The sequence below is a fragment of the Pectinatus cerevisiiphilus genome (assembly GCF_004341685.1).
In the GTDB taxonomy this organism is placed as follows: Bacteria; Bacillota; Negativicutes; order Selenomonadales; family Selenomonadaceae; genus Pectinatus; species Pectinatus cerevisiiphilus.
This window is the reverse complement of the sequence record NZ_SMAA01000013.1, coordinates 18,549-35,547: the sequence shown is the minus strand read 5'-3', so window position 1 is coordinate 35,547 and position 16,999 is coordinate 18,549. Positions and strand designations below refer to the sequence as shown.

The following is a 16,999-nucleotide window of genomic DNA, read 5'->3' as shown; positions in this document are numbered from 1 at the left end:
TTTTCTGATAATTATATTACACTAAAGGATTTATGTTTTCAATATATTCGAATCAGAACAAATGTAAAAGTAACATAATCAATATATCTTATTTACATTTGTTCTATAGTAATAACTTTTGTAAAATAATACCTACCATTTATCCGGCACATACAATCACTTTAATCATCATTAAATAAAATAGTTCTCAGCTAACTCTATATAATTAATTCGGCAAATTGAATTTATATATTCGGTTTTTATGAATAAGTTCTGGAAAAAAAATGATTTTTACTATATACTGTTTTATAGTAGTTTTTTTATGGATGACTAAAACTTTTAATAGATACAGGAGTTGACAAATTTGCCCGATTCAATAAAAATAAAGGGCGCTCGTGCCCATAATTTAAAAAATATCAGTCTCTCCATTCCTCGGGATAAACTTGTCGTAATAACCGGCCTGTCTGGGTCAGGAAAATCTTCACTAGCCTTTGATACGATCTATGCTGAAGGTCAGAGACGTTATGTGGAATCTCTCTCCTCTTACGCCAGACAATTTCTTGGCCAGATGGATAAACCAGACGTTGATTACATAGAAGGTCTTTCACCCGCTATCTCTATAGACCAGAAAACGACTAGCAGGAACCCTCGTTCCACCGTCGGTACTGTTACAGAAATATATGACTACCTGCGGTTGTTGTTTGCCCGGGCTGGGAAGCCCCATTGTCCTAACTGCGGCAAACCGATAACACAGCAAACAGTTGATCAAATTCTCGATAATATTATGAACCTGCCCGAAAAAACAAAACTCCTGATAATGGCACAAGTAGTACGCGGCAAAAAGGGCGCACACCGGAAACTGCTTGAAAATATACGCAAACAAGGTTATGTACGTGTTCGTGTAGACAATGAAATTCTTGATATTAATGACGAAATAACCCTAGAAAAAAACAAGAAACATACTATTGAAGTAATCGTTGACAGATTAACTGTACGGAAAGGCATAGAATCCCGCCTTGCAGATTCATTGGAAACTGCCCTCAAGCTCGGCAGTGATATAGTTTATGTACAAATAGTTGATGGTGAACTTTTAATGTACAGCCAGAACTTTGCCTGTATAGACTGCGGTATAAGCCTGCCGGAAATAGCACCACGTCTTTTTTCCTTTAATAGTCCTTATGGTGCCTGTCCAAAATGTGACGGTCTTGGCAGTCACCAGGAATTTGACCTTGATCTTGTTATGCCAAACAAAAATCTGACCTTCGCAGAAGGTTTATTTGCTCCTTTGTCCAAAAATCCTGCCTCATATGCGATGTGCCAAATTGCTGCCATTCTTAAGACATACGGCTATACCCTTGATACTCCATGGTCTGCCGTAAAAAAGGACGTACAAAAAATCATTCTCTACGGTACTACTGAAGAATCTTTTTCCTTTACTTACGAAAATATGTTTGGTGAAATAAAAAATTACGATATACCCTTTGAAGGTGTCATGCCTCTTCTAGCTCGCCGTTATAAAGAAACTAATTCTGACGTGATGCGTGAAGGTTACGAAGCTTATATGAGCACTACTCCATGCCCGTTGTGCGGTGGGGCGCGCCTAAAACCAGAAGCTCTGGCCATAACAATAGGCGACAAAAATATAAATGAAGTCACAAATATGACAATCGCTGAAGCAGATAAGTTTTTCCGCGAACTTAAACTTGATAAACGCCAAAAGCTTATTGCTTCACAAATTTTAAAAGAAATACATGCCCGTCTCGGTTTTCTACTCAATGTAGGACTTGACTATCTCACCCTGGGTCGGGCTGCTGGAACATTATCCGGCGGTGAAGCCCAGCGCATAAGACTTGCCACACAGATAGGTTCAGGCCTGACCGGTGTCTTATATATACTTGATGAACCCAGTATTGGTCTGCACCAGCGTGACAATAATCGCCTCTTAGCTACACTGAAACATCTGCGCGACCTCGGTAATACCCTTATTGTCGTGGAACATGATGAAGATACCATGTATGCGGCTGACCACATTATTGATATTGGTCCAGAAGCCGGTGCCAATGGCGGCAGAGTAGTTGCCCAAGGAACCGCTGAAGAAATAAAAAAAATACCAGCTTCAATTACTGGTCAATATATGAGCCGTAAAAAATTTATTCCCGTACCCCTGCAAAGAAGAAAGGGCAATGGAAAATTTGTTGAAATCATCGGTGCCGCCGAAAACAATCTAAAAAACATTCGTGTAAAATTTCCACTTGGTACTCTCACCCTCGTCACTGGTGTATCGGGTTCCGGAAAATCAACACTTGTAAATGAAATTTTATATAAAGGACTTGCCGCCAGTCTTTATATAAACAGAGGTAAGCCCGGTAAACACAAAGCTATTAAGGGAATAGAAAATATAGATAAAATTATTAACATTGACCAATCGCCAATAGGACGTACGCCGCGCTCCAATCCTGCCACCTATACAAGCGTCTTCGATACGATAAGAGAAGTTTTCAGCCAAACCAATGAAGCTAAAATGCGTGGTTATAAACCAGGTCGATTTAGCTTCAATGTCAAAGGCGGACGTTGCGAGGCCTGCCATGGCGACGGTATTTTAAAAATTGAAATGCATTTTTTACCAGATGTGTATGTTCCCTGCGAGGTATGTAAAGGAACCCGCTACAACCGTGAAACCCTCGAAGTAAAATATAAAGGAAAAAACATATCCGAAGTTTTACAAATGGTCGTAGACGATGCTGTTGAATTTTTCAAAAATATCCCCAGACTACATCGCCAACTGCAAATTCTTCAGGATGTCGGCCTCGGTTATATACAATTGGGGCAACCGGCCACGACATTATCCGGCGGTGAAGCCCAGCGTGTAAAATTAGCCACTGAGCTTGCTAAAAGGAGTACGGGCAGAACGCTTTACATCTTAGATGAACCAACGACAGGGCTGCATACCGCAGATATCCACAAGCTGCTGGACGTATTACAAAGACTAGTAGATAATGGTGACACGGTAGTCGTCATCGAACACAATCTCGACGTAATAAAAACCGCTGACTACATAATCGATCTCGGCCCTGAGGGCGGTGATAAGGGCGGTACTATCGTTGCCAAGGGAACTCCTGAACAAATAGTGCAGGTTAAAGAATCCTATACTGGACAATTTTTAGCTCCAGTATTAGCGGAAGGTATTAAGCTGACAAAAAGAATTAAATAAATTTATCTAAAAAGAAATTTTCCACGCTGATGTTTTATTTTTAAAGCATAAATTAAATGGATTACCAAAATGCTGGAATAAGCTGGTTTAAAATCTTATTCCAGCTATTTTTATATGACAATGAAGAAAATCCTATTCTAGTAATCTTTTTCTATCCACAGCCCCAAAATTATGTACCCGTTTATCAAGCTATTTTATTTACTAGCAAATAAAAAACAGCATAAAACACTGCTTACCGTGTTTCATGCTGTAAGTTACAAACTGTTTATTAATATTTAGACCTTAAATGCCTTTATCGAATTTTGCAAACCATCGGCCATTTTTGCCAAATGCTGGCTTGCTGAAGCGATTTCTTCAACGGATGCAGATTGTTCCTCAGTGGCTGCTGATATAGTCTGAGTTTGTTCTGAAGTCTTCTTGCTTTCATCGTTGATGCTCTGCACAGCAGTAACCACATGGCCTACACTGCCTGTCATTTTTTGCACAGCTGCTGAGATTTCATGAATTTGCCCTGTCATATTCCGCACCATAGATAATATTTGTTTAAACCCTTCTCCTGCATCTGCTACAACTTTCGTGCCTGCTTCAACTTCTGTCTTTCCATCCTCCATAAAGCTTACTGCGTTTTCAGTTCTTGCTTGTACTTCATTAATCAAATCAGTTATTTGTTTTGCTGCACTTTGTGACTGTTCAGCAAGTTTTCTAACCTCTTCCGCCACTACCGCAAAGCCTTTTCCTGCTTCTCCTGCTCTGGCTGCCTCTATGGCCGCATTCAAAGCCAAAAGATTAGTCTGGCCGGCTATAGCAGAAATCACATCTACGATCTGGCTTATTTGTTTTGATTTTTCTGCCAATTCACCGATTACACCAGATGTGTCATTTGTTTTCTGCACTATTACATTCATCTGCTCTACAACCTGCCCAATGGACTTTTCTCCACCGTTTGCCGCTACAGCTGTCTTTTCAGAAGCTGCTGATACGGTTTCTGTATTTGACGATACCTGTTGTATTGCACTTGAAATTTGTTTTACTATATTATTGGTGTTATTAGCAAACCCCAGCTGTTTCTCCGCTCCGCTGGCAACTTCTGCCACCGAACCTGCAACTTGGTTTGATGCCTGCGCTGATTGCTCAGCACTAGCCGTTAACTGTTCCGAGGAAGCAGCCAACTGCTCCGCTGTATCCATAAGATGTGTAATGAGCTTTTTTACATTCGTACTCATTGCAGCAACTGCCCTGGACACACTACCAAACTCACTTTTGTCAGCCAAACTGGCCGCTGAAACTTCTTGCGAAAAATCACCTTTGGCTATTATTTTTAAATGTTCAACAATTTCTTTCAAACGAATTTGTATACGCTGTGTAATAAGCCAGCCGAGCAAAACTCCTAAAATAATTGCGACTACAATAATACCGATAAACAACCTATTGACAAAAGCAAACTCCTTTTCGCTGGCCTGATTCATCTGTACAGCCGCCTTATCCATTTGCTCTGAAATTGCAGAAAGATCTTTATTAAAAACTTCCATCAACGGTCTGCCCTGCTGTGTATAAAGGGCATATGCTTCTGCATTCCTATTTTGTGCAGCCAAAGTAAGTACCTGATCCCGTATTGCATGATATTGCTCAAAATCCGCTTTAACTTTATCAATTCCCGTTTTTTGTTCATTATCCAAATTCAATGCGGCAACCTTGGTCAAATTATCATTAAAAACTTTCGTTCGTTCATCTATATCTTTTAACAACGCATCATTTTCCTGCTTATCACTGGTAAGCATAAGATTAAACGTATCAGCTTGGACAGCTCTTGAATGATTTCTATTCTCAATCAGTAAATTAGTCGCTGCCATTTTCTCGTTATACATCTTTTCTAAAGTATCGTTAGCCCTACCTAAGAAATAATATCCGGTACCACCAACCACAATAACGGCTGCTAATAGAATTGCTACCAATAATGCTAATTTTTGTACAACTTTCAAGTTATTCAACCAAGCCATCCAATGCACACCTTTCCTTAAGATAGTTCACAATCATCCTTGATAAACAGCAGGCTAAATAACAAAATAAAAGAATTGTAAAAAGTGTATACCCACATGGTCTATGTAAACATATATCTTCGCAGAATAATGTTATGCTTTTGTATTTTTTGTGTTTTATTGAAAGGAAAATTTTTTATTGTCTACAGTTAAATAATTATAATCATTAACATAACATTTTTCTCATCCATTAAGCTGCTCTTGTCATCTTTACGGCTGTATAGCCCTTATTACCCTTTTGCTATACAGTATAATCCCGCGACATATGTACACCTCTCACACATAAGGTTTCCTATTCTCACCACGAGGTAATTTCCTTTGCGAAATAAATTCTGATATTTTTCAGTCATCTGAATATCATATTCTTCTGCTTCTAATTGGATTATTATAATCTCTATATATTATAGAACTGTAAATATTGTAATTCTATAAGTTTATGATGTCAATACTATAGAATTAATTATTTTATAATAATCTATGTTATATTAGTATTAATTATTTCTATAGAATTATTTTTAAGGTGGCCCAAAATGAACGTAGCTAAAAGAATTACAGAATTACGCAAATTAAAAGGATACAGCACTAACAAGCTCGCTATCTCATCAGATTTGTCACAAGGATTTGTCCGCCAAATTGAACTTGGTGAAAAACAACCGACAATAGATTCCCTGCGCAAAATTTGCAAAGGTCTTGGCATTAGCCTGCATGACTTTTTTTCTGATGAATCGGTAAATATTCCTTTTGATATTGAACCTCTCATTAATGTAGCAAAAACACTCACACCTGATCAGCGTCACGCACTACAGACTTTTTTAGAATTAATGAAAAAATAGCATCAAAGCGTGTATTCTGTCTGATGCCATAACAGCAAATAATATTTTTATTTACTGTTATGGCATTAACTATCCTATTTATTTAACAATTTATTTATAAAAAACAAAAAATCTATATAAATGAGGAAAATCTCTCCCTCATCTATATAGATTTTAAACACAAACAGGCATTTTATAGAAAAAATTTATGTCAGATAAATTCTTACATAGCATAAAAATTTTAAAGTTTATTTTTTATAACCAGTAGAAAAATCAACCTCATTTACCAATTTTTCATTTTTTAAAAACCTTTCCAAATTATCGCCGGCAATTCTTATTATATTATCCAGCGTAGCTGGTAAATGATACTGGCCAGCCGTATGCGGTGTAATATGGATATTTTTAATCTGCCACATGATGTGATCCTCCGGTAAAGGCTCCGGATCGGTCACATCCACTGCTGCTCCAGCGAGTTGTCCACATAAAACAGCGTCACACAAATCATCTGTTATAACAGAAGTACCTCTTCCTATATTGATGAAAAAAGCGCCCCTTTTCATCAAAGAAAACTTACTTTTATCGAGCAGATGGTATGTCGCATCTGTACCAGGCAGACTATTCACTACAATATCAGCTTTGGGCAGATATTTCTCTAAGTCGTCCATTGTAAATAAGGCATCAACGTAATCTGGTTTCACTGAACGCCGTCTCTTAACCCCCATTACAAAAGCACCTAAAGCTTTCACTTTCTTTGCAAAACTCCTGCCGATATCTCCAAGTCCCAAAACGAGCACAGAAGCTCCGGCTATAGAAGTAACAGCTCCTTCGTCATGCCATAAATGCCTTTTTTGATTGTCATGATATGCATATAATTTCTTTTGCATTGCCAATAATACAGCCAGCATATATTCCGATATAGCGAGTCCATACGCACCTGTAGCATTGGTCAAGGACACACCTTTGCGCAGAACGCCTTCGCGGCAATATGCTTGCGCTCCCGCGCTGTTCAACTGCAGCCATTTCAATGCTGCTGCCTTATCCAGCTGCGGCAAAGACGGATTGCCTATTATCACATCAGCCTGCGCCAACTGTCCATCAGTCGGCTGCTGCGCATAAACAAACTTACAACCTTTTCCTTTGCTTTCGAGAAACATCTTATGTTTTTCCTGCACTGGGATCATAACCAAAACATTCATGACTTTCAACTCCAATTCTTTCGGCAAAATATAAACAGAGTCCGTATTGCTTTGCAAAAGTAGTCTTATTTTCTTCCGAAATGGATCTTCGGCAATAAAATCCTTATTTCTTTCCCTGTGCTTTTACCTGCTGGAGTTTAGGACCCATAATACGTTTATAAGCTTCTACTCCCGGCTGATTAAAGGCATCCACATCGGCAAGCTCACCTTCATAAGCAATAGACATAGCCAACATATAAAGCAATTCACCTAAATGATAAGCATTTAATTCTGGTAAACTGAAAAGGGCATTAAATCTTTTATTTGATATAAGCGCATCAGCATTGGACTGACGGGCAACTTCCAACGCTTGTCCCATAGTGACACCAGAGATTTCGGCAAGTTTTTTTACTTCAGGAAATGCGTTTGGTATAGTTAAATCGTTTTTCCAATTTTCAATACGTATAAACTGTACGATTTTATTAAGTTTTCCTTCTTGGTGTTGCTGTGTCTGTGAATGCATATCCCTTGTGCCAATCGCTACAATTGGTGTCCGGCCATAGCAAACTTCTTTGCCTTCTTTATTGAACTGTTTGCCTAAAGATTCGGCAAGCAACTGTATATACCACATGGAAACAGATTCCAAATAATCACCATATGGCATCATTACTTCTTCATCACGTCCATATTTTTCGGCGGCAATAAATTTCAATGCAGCATTGAGCATTGCCGGGTTTTGCCAAATATCATCATTTTGGCAGGCGATATCCATCTGTCTGGCACCTTCAAGAAAGGCTTCAATATCAAAACCGATGACGGCTGCCACAACCAGTCCCACTTCACAGAAAATCGTGAAACGTCCACCGACACCGTCCGGTACGGCAAAACTTTCCCATTTGTTTTCTATCGCCATTTTTTTGAGCAATGTTGGCTTTTCTTCATTCGGATCGGTAACAGCAACGACTTCGACTTCAACATTTTTATTTTTTAGCAATTTATTATAAATGACCATGAAGTTTGACATAGTGTCAAGCGTGCCACCTGATTTTGAAATACATATGAGCATTACTTTATATTTCCGCGGGTTTTTCTTGTCATGGTGCATGGCCATATCAGCTGCATCGTCTATATAATTAAGTAAATCCTGCGTACTGCGCGGATCAATATTATTCCCACTGAAAAAAACTTTTGGGTAACCTTTTCTTTCTTCGCGCGTCTTCAAATTCCAAAAACTGCCGCATTGCACATCAAATAAAACTTTATTGCCGAGGAATGAACCACCAATGCCGAGAGAAATTACTGCATCTACACGATTTCTAACCGATTCGCCAAATTTTTTAATGCGGGCTATTGATTCAGGAGAGTTCAAATTTCCTTTTTCTATATAAGGCAGCTGGCTGAACAATACTTTTTCCGGTGTACCGTCTTTTGATAAATGTCCGCGTATCACACCAGTTTTCCGCATGACATCCATCGCTTTATGCGCCTTTTTTAAACGCGGTAATAAAGCAGTCACATCATCCTTAGAAACACATTTTTCATTCAAAAGATTGTCATAGTCAAATACAAAACCAGATTTTAACTTCAAACTCATCTTCACAGTCCCTCTCTTCATAAATAACGCCTAATTTTCAATACATATTATAAACACAACAGCAATTACCTTGCATGTAACTACCGCTATCCTGATTTTACAATAGTTTCTTACTTTAATAAACTATTATTTTAACTGCTGCATACCATTAAATATTTTCCTTAAACCATACCGATAAAGGTCATTCTTCCGAAAAGCCTTTTTCTGCCTTTAGAATTGGTCCTATTGTCCTGAGCATATAAGCCATAAACCGATCACGCAGTTCTGGCCGCTTCAGTGCATACTCTACCGTAGCTTCCAAAAAACCTTCCTTATCGCCAATATCATAGCGTCTACCGGAAAAATTTAAGGCAAATATTTTTTGTCTACTGCTTAATTCACAAATAGCATCTGTAAGTTGGATTTCATTACCACTGCCAGGCGCAGTATGTTCCAATATAGTGAAAATCTCAGGTTCCAATATATATCTTCCCAATACTGCCAAATCAGAAGGAGCTTTTTCCAGCGCCGGTTTTTCAACGAGATCTTTAGCGAGCCAGACATTGTCCTTCACACGGATAGGATCTATTATCCCATAATTGCATACCTGTGAATGGGGCACGCGCTGCACGCCTAAGATACTGCCTCCCAAATCATCATAAGCTTTTATCAGCTGTTCAAGACAAGGTACTTCTGAATCGACTAAGTCATCCCCGAGCAATACCGCAAAGGGTTCGTCTCCCACAAATTGTTTAGCACACAAAACAGCATGGCCCAACCCACGTGCTTCTTTTTGTCGAATAAAAAGCAAAGATATATTGGAAATTTCTTCAATAGTCTTCAGCATTTCATACTTTCCCTTGGCCTTGAGCTGCAATTCTAATTCCAACGAACGGTCAAAATGATCTTCGATAGAACGTTTATTGCGCCCTGTTATGACTAAAATTTCTTCAATTCCAGATGCAATAGCTTCTTCAATAATAAACTGAATAGCTGGTTTATCAACTATCGGCAGCATTTCTTTTGGCTGCGCTTTCGTTGCCGGTAAGAAACGGGTACCAAGTCCTGCCGCTGGAATAATAGCTTTTCTGATTTTTTTCTGCATTAATAATTACCACCAATACAATATTTACTATTTATCTTATCCTCTTATCACAGAAAGCAGTTCTTTAGTTTTTTCTGCTACCAATTTCTTATCACCGCGTGATTCGACATTCAGCCTAATCACAGGTTCAGTATTGGATATTCTTAAACTAAACCGCCACTTATCATAAGAAACACTAAGACCATCTGTCTTATCAATTTTTCCCTTACTGCCGTAAAGTTTTTCAACTTTTTTCATAATAGCCGCAGCATCCTTTACTGTGCTGTTCATTTCACCACTTATCGGATATCTTTCCATCCGTTCTGCCATCATTGCTGAAAGCGGGCGGCTGTCCTGGCAAATCAATTCCAATACTAAAAGACATGTAAGCATGCCACTGTCACAGAAGGTAAATTCACGGAAATAATTATGTGCCGACATTTCGCCACCATAGACTGCATTTACCTTACGCATCATTTCTTTTATAAAGGTATGCCCACTCCTACACAAGACAGGCGTGCCACCAGCTTCTTTTACTATTTCAATGGTATTCCAGATAAGTCTTGGATCATAGATTATCTTTGCACCAGGTGTCTTTAACAAAAATGATTTTGCCAACAAGCCCACTATATAGTAACCTTCTATCATGTCACCTTTTTCATCAAAAAAGAAACACCGATCAAAATCGCCATCCCAGGCTACACCTACATCAGCCTTATTTTCACGCACTGCCTTGGCTGTAGCTTCACGATTTTCAACAAGCAATGGATTTGGTACACCATTCGGGAAGTTACCATCTGGTTTATTATTTATTTTTATAAGTTTAAAAGGCAGATATTTTTCCATTGCATCAATTACAGGTCCAGCGGAACCATTACCTGCATTTACCACTACTTTCAAAGGCTTGAGCAGTTTTTTATCAACATAACCCACAATATGTGTTACATAATCTGTCATGACATCTTTTTGCACAACAGTGCCTTTTACAGCAGCAGTAGTTCCTAAATTACCAGCGATAACCCGTTCTTCTATTTCTTTCAGGCCAGTATCAGAACTTATCGGGCGTGCCCCTTCCCGCACGAGTTTCATACCGTTATAATCCTTTGGATTATGGCTTGCAGTGATCATTATGCCGCCATCCAACTTCAAAAAGGACGTAGCAAAATAAATCATTTCTGTACCGCATTGCCCTATATCTACCACATCACAACCCATTTCAGTAAAACCACGCACCAAAGCATCCCTTATTTGGGGACCTGATAAACGAATATCATGACCTACAACTACTTTTTTACTTTTAAAAAGATCAACATATACCCTGCCAATACGATAAGCCATTTCTTCATTTATTTCAGACGGATATTTACCACGAATATCATAAGCCTTAAAAGCTGCACGTTTTAATTCCATAATCATTAATCATCCCTTCTCAAAGTTAATACCGATTGCTCACGATGCGATTGCTTCACAATGAGCCATTTGATCTGAAGCATACAATATTTCATTAATCATTTTATTAAATATTTTCAGCAAAACAAAATTTGAACCTAATTATATAATTCGTTGCTGATGCAAAAATTTCCTCTAATGACCACCTCCCAAAATGCATTGCCATATCTTTTTATTAAACGTTTACTATTTTGCTTAGCAACAACTCCTAATACTCTTAATTTATAAAAATAAATACTTTTCCCAAGCCACCATAAAATTATTTTTCTAATCATATGCTCTATGCAGATTGCGGCGAGTATAATAATACATGACCGCTAAGGGCAGGCACGAACCAATCCAAGCCAAAGGATTGGCAAGGCAAGCACCGATATAGCCCCACATATTGACTAAAAACACAGCAACTAAGCCACGCATCAAAAGTTCCATCACGCCGGCGATCGTAGGTACAATACTTTGCCCGAGTCCTTGTAATGTAAAACGGTAAATAAAAAGCAATGATAAAATGACATAACTAATGCCATTCACAATCAAATATAAATGTCCGTATTCAATTACCTGTACTTCTTCACTGCCAACGAACTGTTCAAGCATCACCGGTCCAAAGGTGATTAAAATAAATCCAATGAAAATAGCAAAACCACCTGACATCAGCATGCATTTAGTTACGCCTTTATCAATTCTAGCAATCTTCTTAGCACCGTAGTTCTGTGCCGTATATGCAGCCATTGCCATACCGAAAGACATCATCGGCATCACTGCGATCATATCTATTTTTTGCGCAGCGGAATAAGCCGCAATCGCAACCTCACCCAAATTATTTAAAGAAATCTGTAAAATAATTGCTCCTATAGCTATTATAGAAGATTGGAATCCCATGGGCAACCCGATCTGTAAATGCTGCCAAATAAAATGCCATGACAAGTGCCAATCAGCTCTGCCAATACGCAGTAAAGGCATTTTCTTGACAATATATAAAAAACAAAGCCCCGCAGAAATCATCTGGCAGATTACAGTTGCTATAGCCGCACCAGCAATCCCCCAACCCATTACCGGTATAAATAATATTTCCAACAATATATTTGCTACCGTACTGAAAACAAGAAAATACAACGGCGTTTTACTGTCACCTAAAGCCCTAATAAAATTCATCATCATATTAAAAATTATTGTAACAGCAATACCACCGTATATGATACTGATGAAAGAATATGACATATCCAGCACATCTGGTGGTGTTTGCATAAAAACAAGCATTGGCTTTGCCGCTATTATCCCCACAACAGTTAAAATAACAGCCATGACCGCACTTATCGCAAGGCAGGCTGCCGCGCTTTTGCGCACACCCTCAAGATTGCCCGCACCAAACTGCTGCCCCGTATAAATAGAAAGGCCATTGGTGAACCCCAATACAAAGCCCACCATCAAAAACATCAGTCCTCCGCAGCAGCCAACTGCCGCCAACGCACTTACACCAAGAAATCTACCAACAATAAGTGTATCTACCAAAAGATACATCTGCTGAAAGACATTACCAGCAACAAGAGGCACTGCGAAAGCAAATATCAGTCCGGCCGGACCGCCTATAGTCAAATTCTTCGTCATTTAAATCCACCAATTCCAGTTAATATTGAATTTAATATTTCAGATATTTTGTCACTAAAAACCGTAAATTTTCTTGCAGTGCCATTTCCGTATCTGCCAGGGCATCAGCTGATGGAGCCAATTTATTATAGTGAAAAACCTGTTTTTTATTTTCTATATAATCAGCAGGATAAGGCGTAACATGGACATTTTCCTGTTCAAAATTGAGCACCGCCCGTTTCATATGAAAAGCCGAAGTTACTAAAATTGGCTCGTACAGTTCATAATCCTGCAGCATATCAGCTGAAAACTTCGCATTTTGCTTCGTATTCAAACTTTTATCCTCTACCAATATTTCATCTTCCGGCACACCCATATCCATTAAAATACGCTTTGCTATAACAGCTTCTTTTCCGCTGTCCTCATAAACCTGTCCACCAGAAACAAGGATCGGCACACCTAGCCTGTGCTGCAACCTTACTGCAGTCAGCAAGCGGTTTGCCGGTATACTGCGCAACTCTCCTGTGCCGCTGATATCCGGAGTATCCAAAGTTGCTCCGCCTCCCAGCAGTATAATGGCATCACCAGTCGGATAAACAGGCGGATTGTATTCATTTTCCAAAGCACTGACCATTTTTTGCGCCATCCATCCTGTTGAGGCAATATATAACGCAATCGCTATTACAAAAATTTTTATCGCTGTCCTTCTTTTATATGTCTTCCAGCAATTTCTCGCCAGCAATAGCATCAACACAATAAAAATCCCCGGTGGCAAAATAAGACTTGCCCCGAATTTCAGCAAATAAATCATTCAATATGTTCCTCCAAAAGGATATTTTATGTCTGTATCGAAATATAATTATATATTACCATAAATTAATCAAATTTAGCAAAAGAGGTATTTTAACATGTTGATGAAAAAACAAGAAGTTATCCGTGCAGAAAAAAAAGCTGGTGGCAAAGGACATATCCTGATAGAAAAATTACTGACTCCCGCCGAAATGAAAGGCAAATGCGAAATGTTCGCCAAAGTAACACTTGAACCTGGTTGTTCACTTGGCTACCACCAACACAAAGGGAATAATGAAACTTACCATATCATAGCCGGCACCGGCTTATATAATGATAATGGCAGGGAAATCACTGTAAAAGAAGGGGACACGACGTTCTGTCCTGAAGGTGAATATCATGGCATTGAAAATACCGCCGACAATGACCTCGTTTTTATGGCCTTGATTATCAACGAATAATAAAGTACAATGACTATCTTGGAGTATATATACTACATATATTATAAACAAAGGACGTATTTTTTATCGACGGATGATAAAGGGTACGTCCTTCCAACATTTTAAGGAGACCTCTTTTTATTATGAAAAAGCGCCCGATGTTTTTCATTTTCATTTGTTTAGCCGGAATGCTTATCGGCATTGGCCAATGGTGCATGTATAAACAAGGTTTAGCTTTTTTTGCTATACCTTGGTCTATTATCCCTTTTTTGCTTCTTCCCATTATCTTCACTTTACCAAATATAATAAAAAACCAATTTTCTGTGCCAATAAGTAAATTCCTTTCCTATCTTGGCGGCTATTGGCTGATATTTTTTTATTACTCTTTATATTTACTTTTGCTCTATGCTCTTGCTTATATATTTACCGGTATTTTTCAGTTACGTGCATACTGGCCGGAATTTTCGGCAAAACTGATATCGGCAGGCTTTTTTGTTATTATTTTTCTCATCGTATGGGGTAATTGGAATGCCTTCCATCATGTTTGCCGCCATATTACCATCCGTACAACAAAACCATTAACCAAAAATTATACTATCGCTTTTATCAGTGATATTCATCTTGGTGCCATGCTGGGAAAATCTTTTGCCCAGAAATTAACCCAAAAAATCAATATGCAAAAACCTGATATTGTCCTTTTTGGTGGTGATATCATTGACGGTAATCTTGACCTGGTCATAAGAGAAGGCAGCTACCGTAATCTTAAAAACATTATTGCCCCTTTAGGAAAATTTGCCGTTTATGGCAATCACGATTATTTTGGTGGGGATCTCACCAAGGAACAGCAGTTATTTTCTTCTGTTGGCGTCGAATTTCTCCAAAACCAAACAACTCTTATTGATAATTCTGTAAAAATTACCGGCCTTGACGATTATCTATACAACCCCACTCCTGTCCCCCCCATCAAAAATGAAACTGCCGCATTCTTTCATATATTACTTGAACATGAGCCGTATCAAATCACACCAGCAGCTGCCGCCGACTATGATTTATATTTAGCGGGACACACACATGCAGGGCAATTTTATCCTGATAGACTGATAACCAAAAGAATATATGTATTGGATTACGGCTGCAAAATTTTCAATAAGATGACTGCTATTGTCTCCAACGGTTATGGTTTCTGGGGTACTCCCATCAGGCTAGGCCCCCTCCCTGAAATAGTACTGATACATTTACAAAAAAAATAACTTTAGATGGAGTATCTTCTATGCAAAATAAAGAATTAGAAAATCTCAAAAAATTACTTCCCCCATTTCCCGGTGTTCAAGGAAAAGAAGAATATATGAACGCTGCTGTGCTTGCCTTATTTATCCCCCGCAACAATGAATACCACCTGTTACTCCAAAAAAGAAACCTTGCGATTTCACAAGGCGGTGAAATTTGTTTTCCCGGTGGTAAATTTGACCCCCAAAAAGATATCTCTCTGCAAAGTACCGCCTTGCGCGAGACCTATGAAGAAGTTGGTATCCCCGCTGCCAGGATATCAATTCTCGGCCAGCTTGACACCCTTGTCGTACCGCTAGGCAAAACAATAGACACCTTTGTCGCTACAAGTGATTTCCCTTTTACTGCTATAAAACCCAGCACCGCAGAAGTTGATCATGCGTTTACACTACCCATCTCGTATTTTCAAAAGCATCCACCAGAAATCTATCATGTAATGATTAAAAACCATCCTGCTTATACGAATACCGATAATGAAGTAGTAACGCTCTTACCTGCGCAGAAACTTGGTCTGCCAACACGTTACCAAAAACCATGGGGCAGTTTTTGCCAGCGTGTTTTTGTCTACAAAACACCAGAAGGAACTATCTGGGGACTAACAGCCCGTATTCTCCATGATATTTGTACGAAATTATTTTCCGATAACAATGATATAAAAATAAGCTAATATTTTATTTTCCCGTAAACGTACAAAATCTATGCCGTTAATAGCTGCCTAAACAATGGCAAAAAGGGGCTGCCGCATTAATTACTAATACGGTGCCCCCTATATATTCCCGCGCGATTTATTATTTCCATAGATAACTTGTCATAGACAGCGCCCCTAACGTGCAACCTTCATTAAACACAGTTAAGCGATCATCATTGCCAGCAGCCCCTATGGCATAAAGTAATGGGTAAAAATGATCCGGTGTAAAAAAGGCCAGTCTGGCGCTTTCACCTGCCTGTTTATAATCTATAACAGCCCTATAATCCTTCGCCATAACTTTTTGCTTTATAAAAGCATCAAATACTTCAGCCCATCTATGGCCTCCTTGCATTTCCCAATCCACCAAGGCTAAATTATGCACAACGTTACCACTGGCAATAATCAATACCTCCTTCTCACGCAGAGCTGCAAGTTCTCTTCCTATTTGCAGGTGCTGCTCAGGAGCAGCATCTTTATCAACACTCAACTGATACACCGGTATATCAGCTTTAGGATACATCCTATGCAGGATGGACCAGGTTCCGTGGTCTATCCCCCAGCTGTTGTCTTCTGTTACATCCGCAGATATCAGTCCAGCAGTGTATTCAGCTAACCGCGGTGCTCCCGGAGCAGGGTATTTGACTTCATACAGTTCCTTTGGAAAACCGTACATATCATAAATAACTTTAGGTTCAGCAGCCGTATTTATTCGCGTCCCGTCAGTATACCAATGTGCAGATATAGCCAAAATAGCTTTTGGTTTCGGTATAAGTTCCGGCAATGAATGCCATCTTAAAGAAAAGACATTGTCTTCAATCGCATTCATTGGCGAACCATGCCCGATAAACAGAACAGGCATTTTCTTCATTTTTACACCTTCCTATATAATAAA

General features: G+C 39.0%; 13 protein-coding genes. 5 read left to right on the top strand and 8 right to left on the bottom strand.

Annotated features, from left to right (window positions below; translation table 11 throughout):
• The first annotated feature begins 343 nt into the window (after positions 1-343).
• On the top strand, positions 344-3,190 hold the full coding sequence (gene uvrA, locus EDC37_RS08950; protein ID WP_132550532.1) for an excinuclease ABC subunit UvrA: 2,847 nt from the start codon (positions 344-346) through the stop codon (positions 3,188-3,190).
• A gap of 275 nt (positions 3,191-3,465) precedes the next feature.
• On the opposite strand, the gene EDC37_RS08945 is transcribed toward uvrA, so the two are convergent.
• Complete coding sequence (locus tag EDC37_RS08945) at positions 3,466-5,187, bottom strand: methyl-accepting chemotaxis protein (protein WP_132550530.1); 1,722 nt, start codon at positions 5,185-5,187, stop codon at positions 3,466-3,468.
• Positions 5,188-5,756: 569 nt separating this feature from the next.
• Here EDC37_RS08945 and EDC37_RS08940 point away from each other — a divergent pair.
• The gene (locus tag EDC37_RS08940) at positions 5,757-6,059 is read left to right on the top strand and encodes a helix-turn-helix domain-containing protein (protein ID WP_132550528.1); all 303 of its coding nucleotides are present in this window, start codon (positions 5,757-5,759) and stop codon (positions 6,057-6,059) included.
• Between the two features lie 227 nt (positions 6,060-6,286).
• Here EDC37_RS08940 and EDC37_RS08935 read toward each other — a convergent pair whose 3' ends face one another.
• The 6 genes from EDC37_RS08935 to EDC37_RS08910 all read right to left on the bottom strand — a co-directional run bounded on the left by EDC37_RS08935 (position 6,287) and on the right by EDC37_RS08910 (position 13,714).
• Positions 6,287-7,234, bottom strand: coding sequence for a D-2-hydroxyacid dehydrogenase (locus tag EDC37_RS08935; RefSeq protein ID WP_132550526.1), 948 nt, complete (start codon positions 7,232-7,234; stop codon positions 6,287-6,289).
• A 103-nt stretch (positions 7,235-7,337) separates the two neighbouring features.
• On the bottom strand, positions 7,338-8,807 hold the full coding sequence (locus tag EDC37_RS08930) for a glucose-6-phosphate isomerase (RefSeq protein ID WP_132550524.1): 1,470 nt from the start codon (positions 8,805-8,807) through the stop codon (positions 7,338-7,340).
• Positions 8,808-8,988: 181 nt separating this feature from the next.
• Positions 8,989-9,891, bottom strand: coding sequence for a UTP--glucose-1-phosphate uridylyltransferase GalU (gene galU, locus EDC37_RS08925; RefSeq protein WP_132550522.1), 903 nt, complete (start codon positions 9,889-9,891; stop codon positions 8,989-8,991).
• A 36-nt stretch (positions 9,892-9,927) separates the two neighbouring features.
• Positions 9,928-11,280: a phosphohexomutase domain-containing protein gene (locus tag EDC37_RS08920; protein WP_132550604.1), complete on the bottom strand. Its 1,353-nt coding sequence runs from the start codon at positions 11,278-11,280 to the stop codon at positions 9,928-9,930.
• A 306-nt stretch (positions 11,281-11,586) separates the two neighbouring features.
• The gene (locus EDC37_RS08915) at positions 11,587-12,924 is read right to left on the bottom strand and encodes an MATE family efflux transporter (protein WP_132550520.1); all 1,338 of its coding nucleotides are present in this window, start codon (positions 12,922-12,924) and stop codon (positions 11,587-11,589) included.
• A 31-nt stretch (positions 12,925-12,955) separates the two neighbouring features.
• Positions 12,956-13,714, bottom strand: coding sequence for a YdcF family protein (locus EDC37_RS08910; protein ID WP_132550518.1), 759 nt, complete (start codon positions 13,712-13,714; stop codon positions 12,956-12,958).
• A gap of 97 nt (positions 13,715-13,811) precedes the next feature.
• Here EDC37_RS08910 and EDC37_RS08905 point away from each other — a divergent pair, with 97 nt between their 5' ends.
• The 3 genes from EDC37_RS08905 to EDC37_RS08895 all read left to right on the top strand — a co-directional run bounded on the left by EDC37_RS08905 (position 13,812) and on the right by EDC37_RS08895 (position 16,086).
• Positions 13,812-14,153: a cupin domain-containing protein gene (locus tag EDC37_RS08905; protein WP_132550516.1), complete on the top strand. Its 342-nt coding sequence runs from the start codon at positions 13,812-13,814 to the stop codon at positions 14,151-14,153.
• 122 nt (positions 14,154-14,275) lie between these two features.
• Positions 14,276-15,382, top strand: a complete 1,107-nt coding sequence (locus tag EDC37_RS08900) for a metallophosphoesterase (protein ID WP_132550514.1) — start codon at positions 14,276-14,278, stop codon at positions 15,380-15,382.
• Between the two features lie 20 nt (positions 15,383-15,402).
• Positions 15,403-16,086 carry an NUDIX hydrolase gene (locus EDC37_RS08895; RefSeq protein ID WP_132550512.1) on the top strand — a complete coding sequence of 228 codons (684 nt, stop codon included), beginning with the start codon at positions 15,403-15,405 and terminating at the stop codon, positions 16,084-16,086.
• 121 nt (positions 16,087-16,207) lie between these two features.
• Here the strand turns inward: EDC37_RS08895 and ygiD are convergent, their stop codons facing one another.
• Positions 16,208-16,975, bottom strand: coding sequence for a 4,5-DOPA-extradiol-dioxygenase (ygiD, locus tag EDC37_RS08890; protein WP_132550510.1), 768 nt, complete (start codon positions 16,973-16,975; stop codon positions 16,208-16,210).
• Between the last annotated feature and the right edge of the window lie 24 nt (positions 16,976-16,999).

Bases quoted from the DNA above. Each gene is read 5' to 3' on its own strand.
- galU (WP_132550522.1), bottom strand. From the start codon at position 9,891: ATGCAGAAAAAAATCAGAAAAGCTATTATTCCAGCGGCAGGACTTGGT.
- EDC37_RS08900 (WP_132550514.1), top strand. From the start codon at position 14,276: ATGAAAAAGCGCCCGATGTTTTTCATTTTCATTTGTTTAGCCGGAATG.
- EDC37_RS08910 (WP_132550518.1), bottom strand. From the start codon at position 13,714: ATGATTTATTTGCTGAAATTCGGGGCAAGTCTTATTTTGCCACCGGGG.
- ygiD (WP_132550510.1), bottom strand. From the start codon at position 16,975: ATGAAGAAAATGCCTGTTCTGTTTATCGGGCATGGTTCGCCAATGAAT.
- EDC37_RS08905 (WP_132550516.1), top strand. From the start codon at position 13,812: ATGTTGATGAAAAAACAAGAAGTTATCCGTGCAGAAAAAAAAGCTGGT.
- EDC37_RS08935 (WP_132550526.1), bottom strand. From the start codon at position 7,234: ATGAATGTTTTGGTTATGATCCCAGTGCAGGAAAAACATAAGATGTTT.
- EDC37_RS08945 (WP_132550530.1), bottom strand. From the start codon at position 5,187: ATGGCTTGGTTGAATAACTTGAAAGTTGTACAAAAATTAGCATTATTG.
- EDC37_RS08920 (WP_132550604.1), bottom strand. From the start codon at position 11,280: ATGGAATTAAAACGTGCAGCTTTTAAGGCTTATGATATTCGTGGTAAA.
- EDC37_RS08930 (WP_132550524.1), bottom strand. From the start codon at position 8,807: ATGAGTTTGAAGTTAAAATCTGGTTTTGTATTTGACTATGACAATCTT.
- EDC37_RS08940 (WP_132550528.1), top strand. From the start codon at position 5,757: ATGAACGTAGCTAAAAGAATTACAGAATTACGCAAATTAAAAGGATAC.
- EDC37_RS08915 (WP_132550520.1), bottom strand. From the start codon at position 12,924: ATGACGAAGAATTTGACTATAGGCGGTCCGGCCGGACTGATATTTGCT.
- EDC37_RS08895 (WP_132550512.1), top strand. From the start codon at position 15,403: ATGCAAAATAAAGAATTAGAAAATCTCAAAAAATTACTTCCCCCATTT.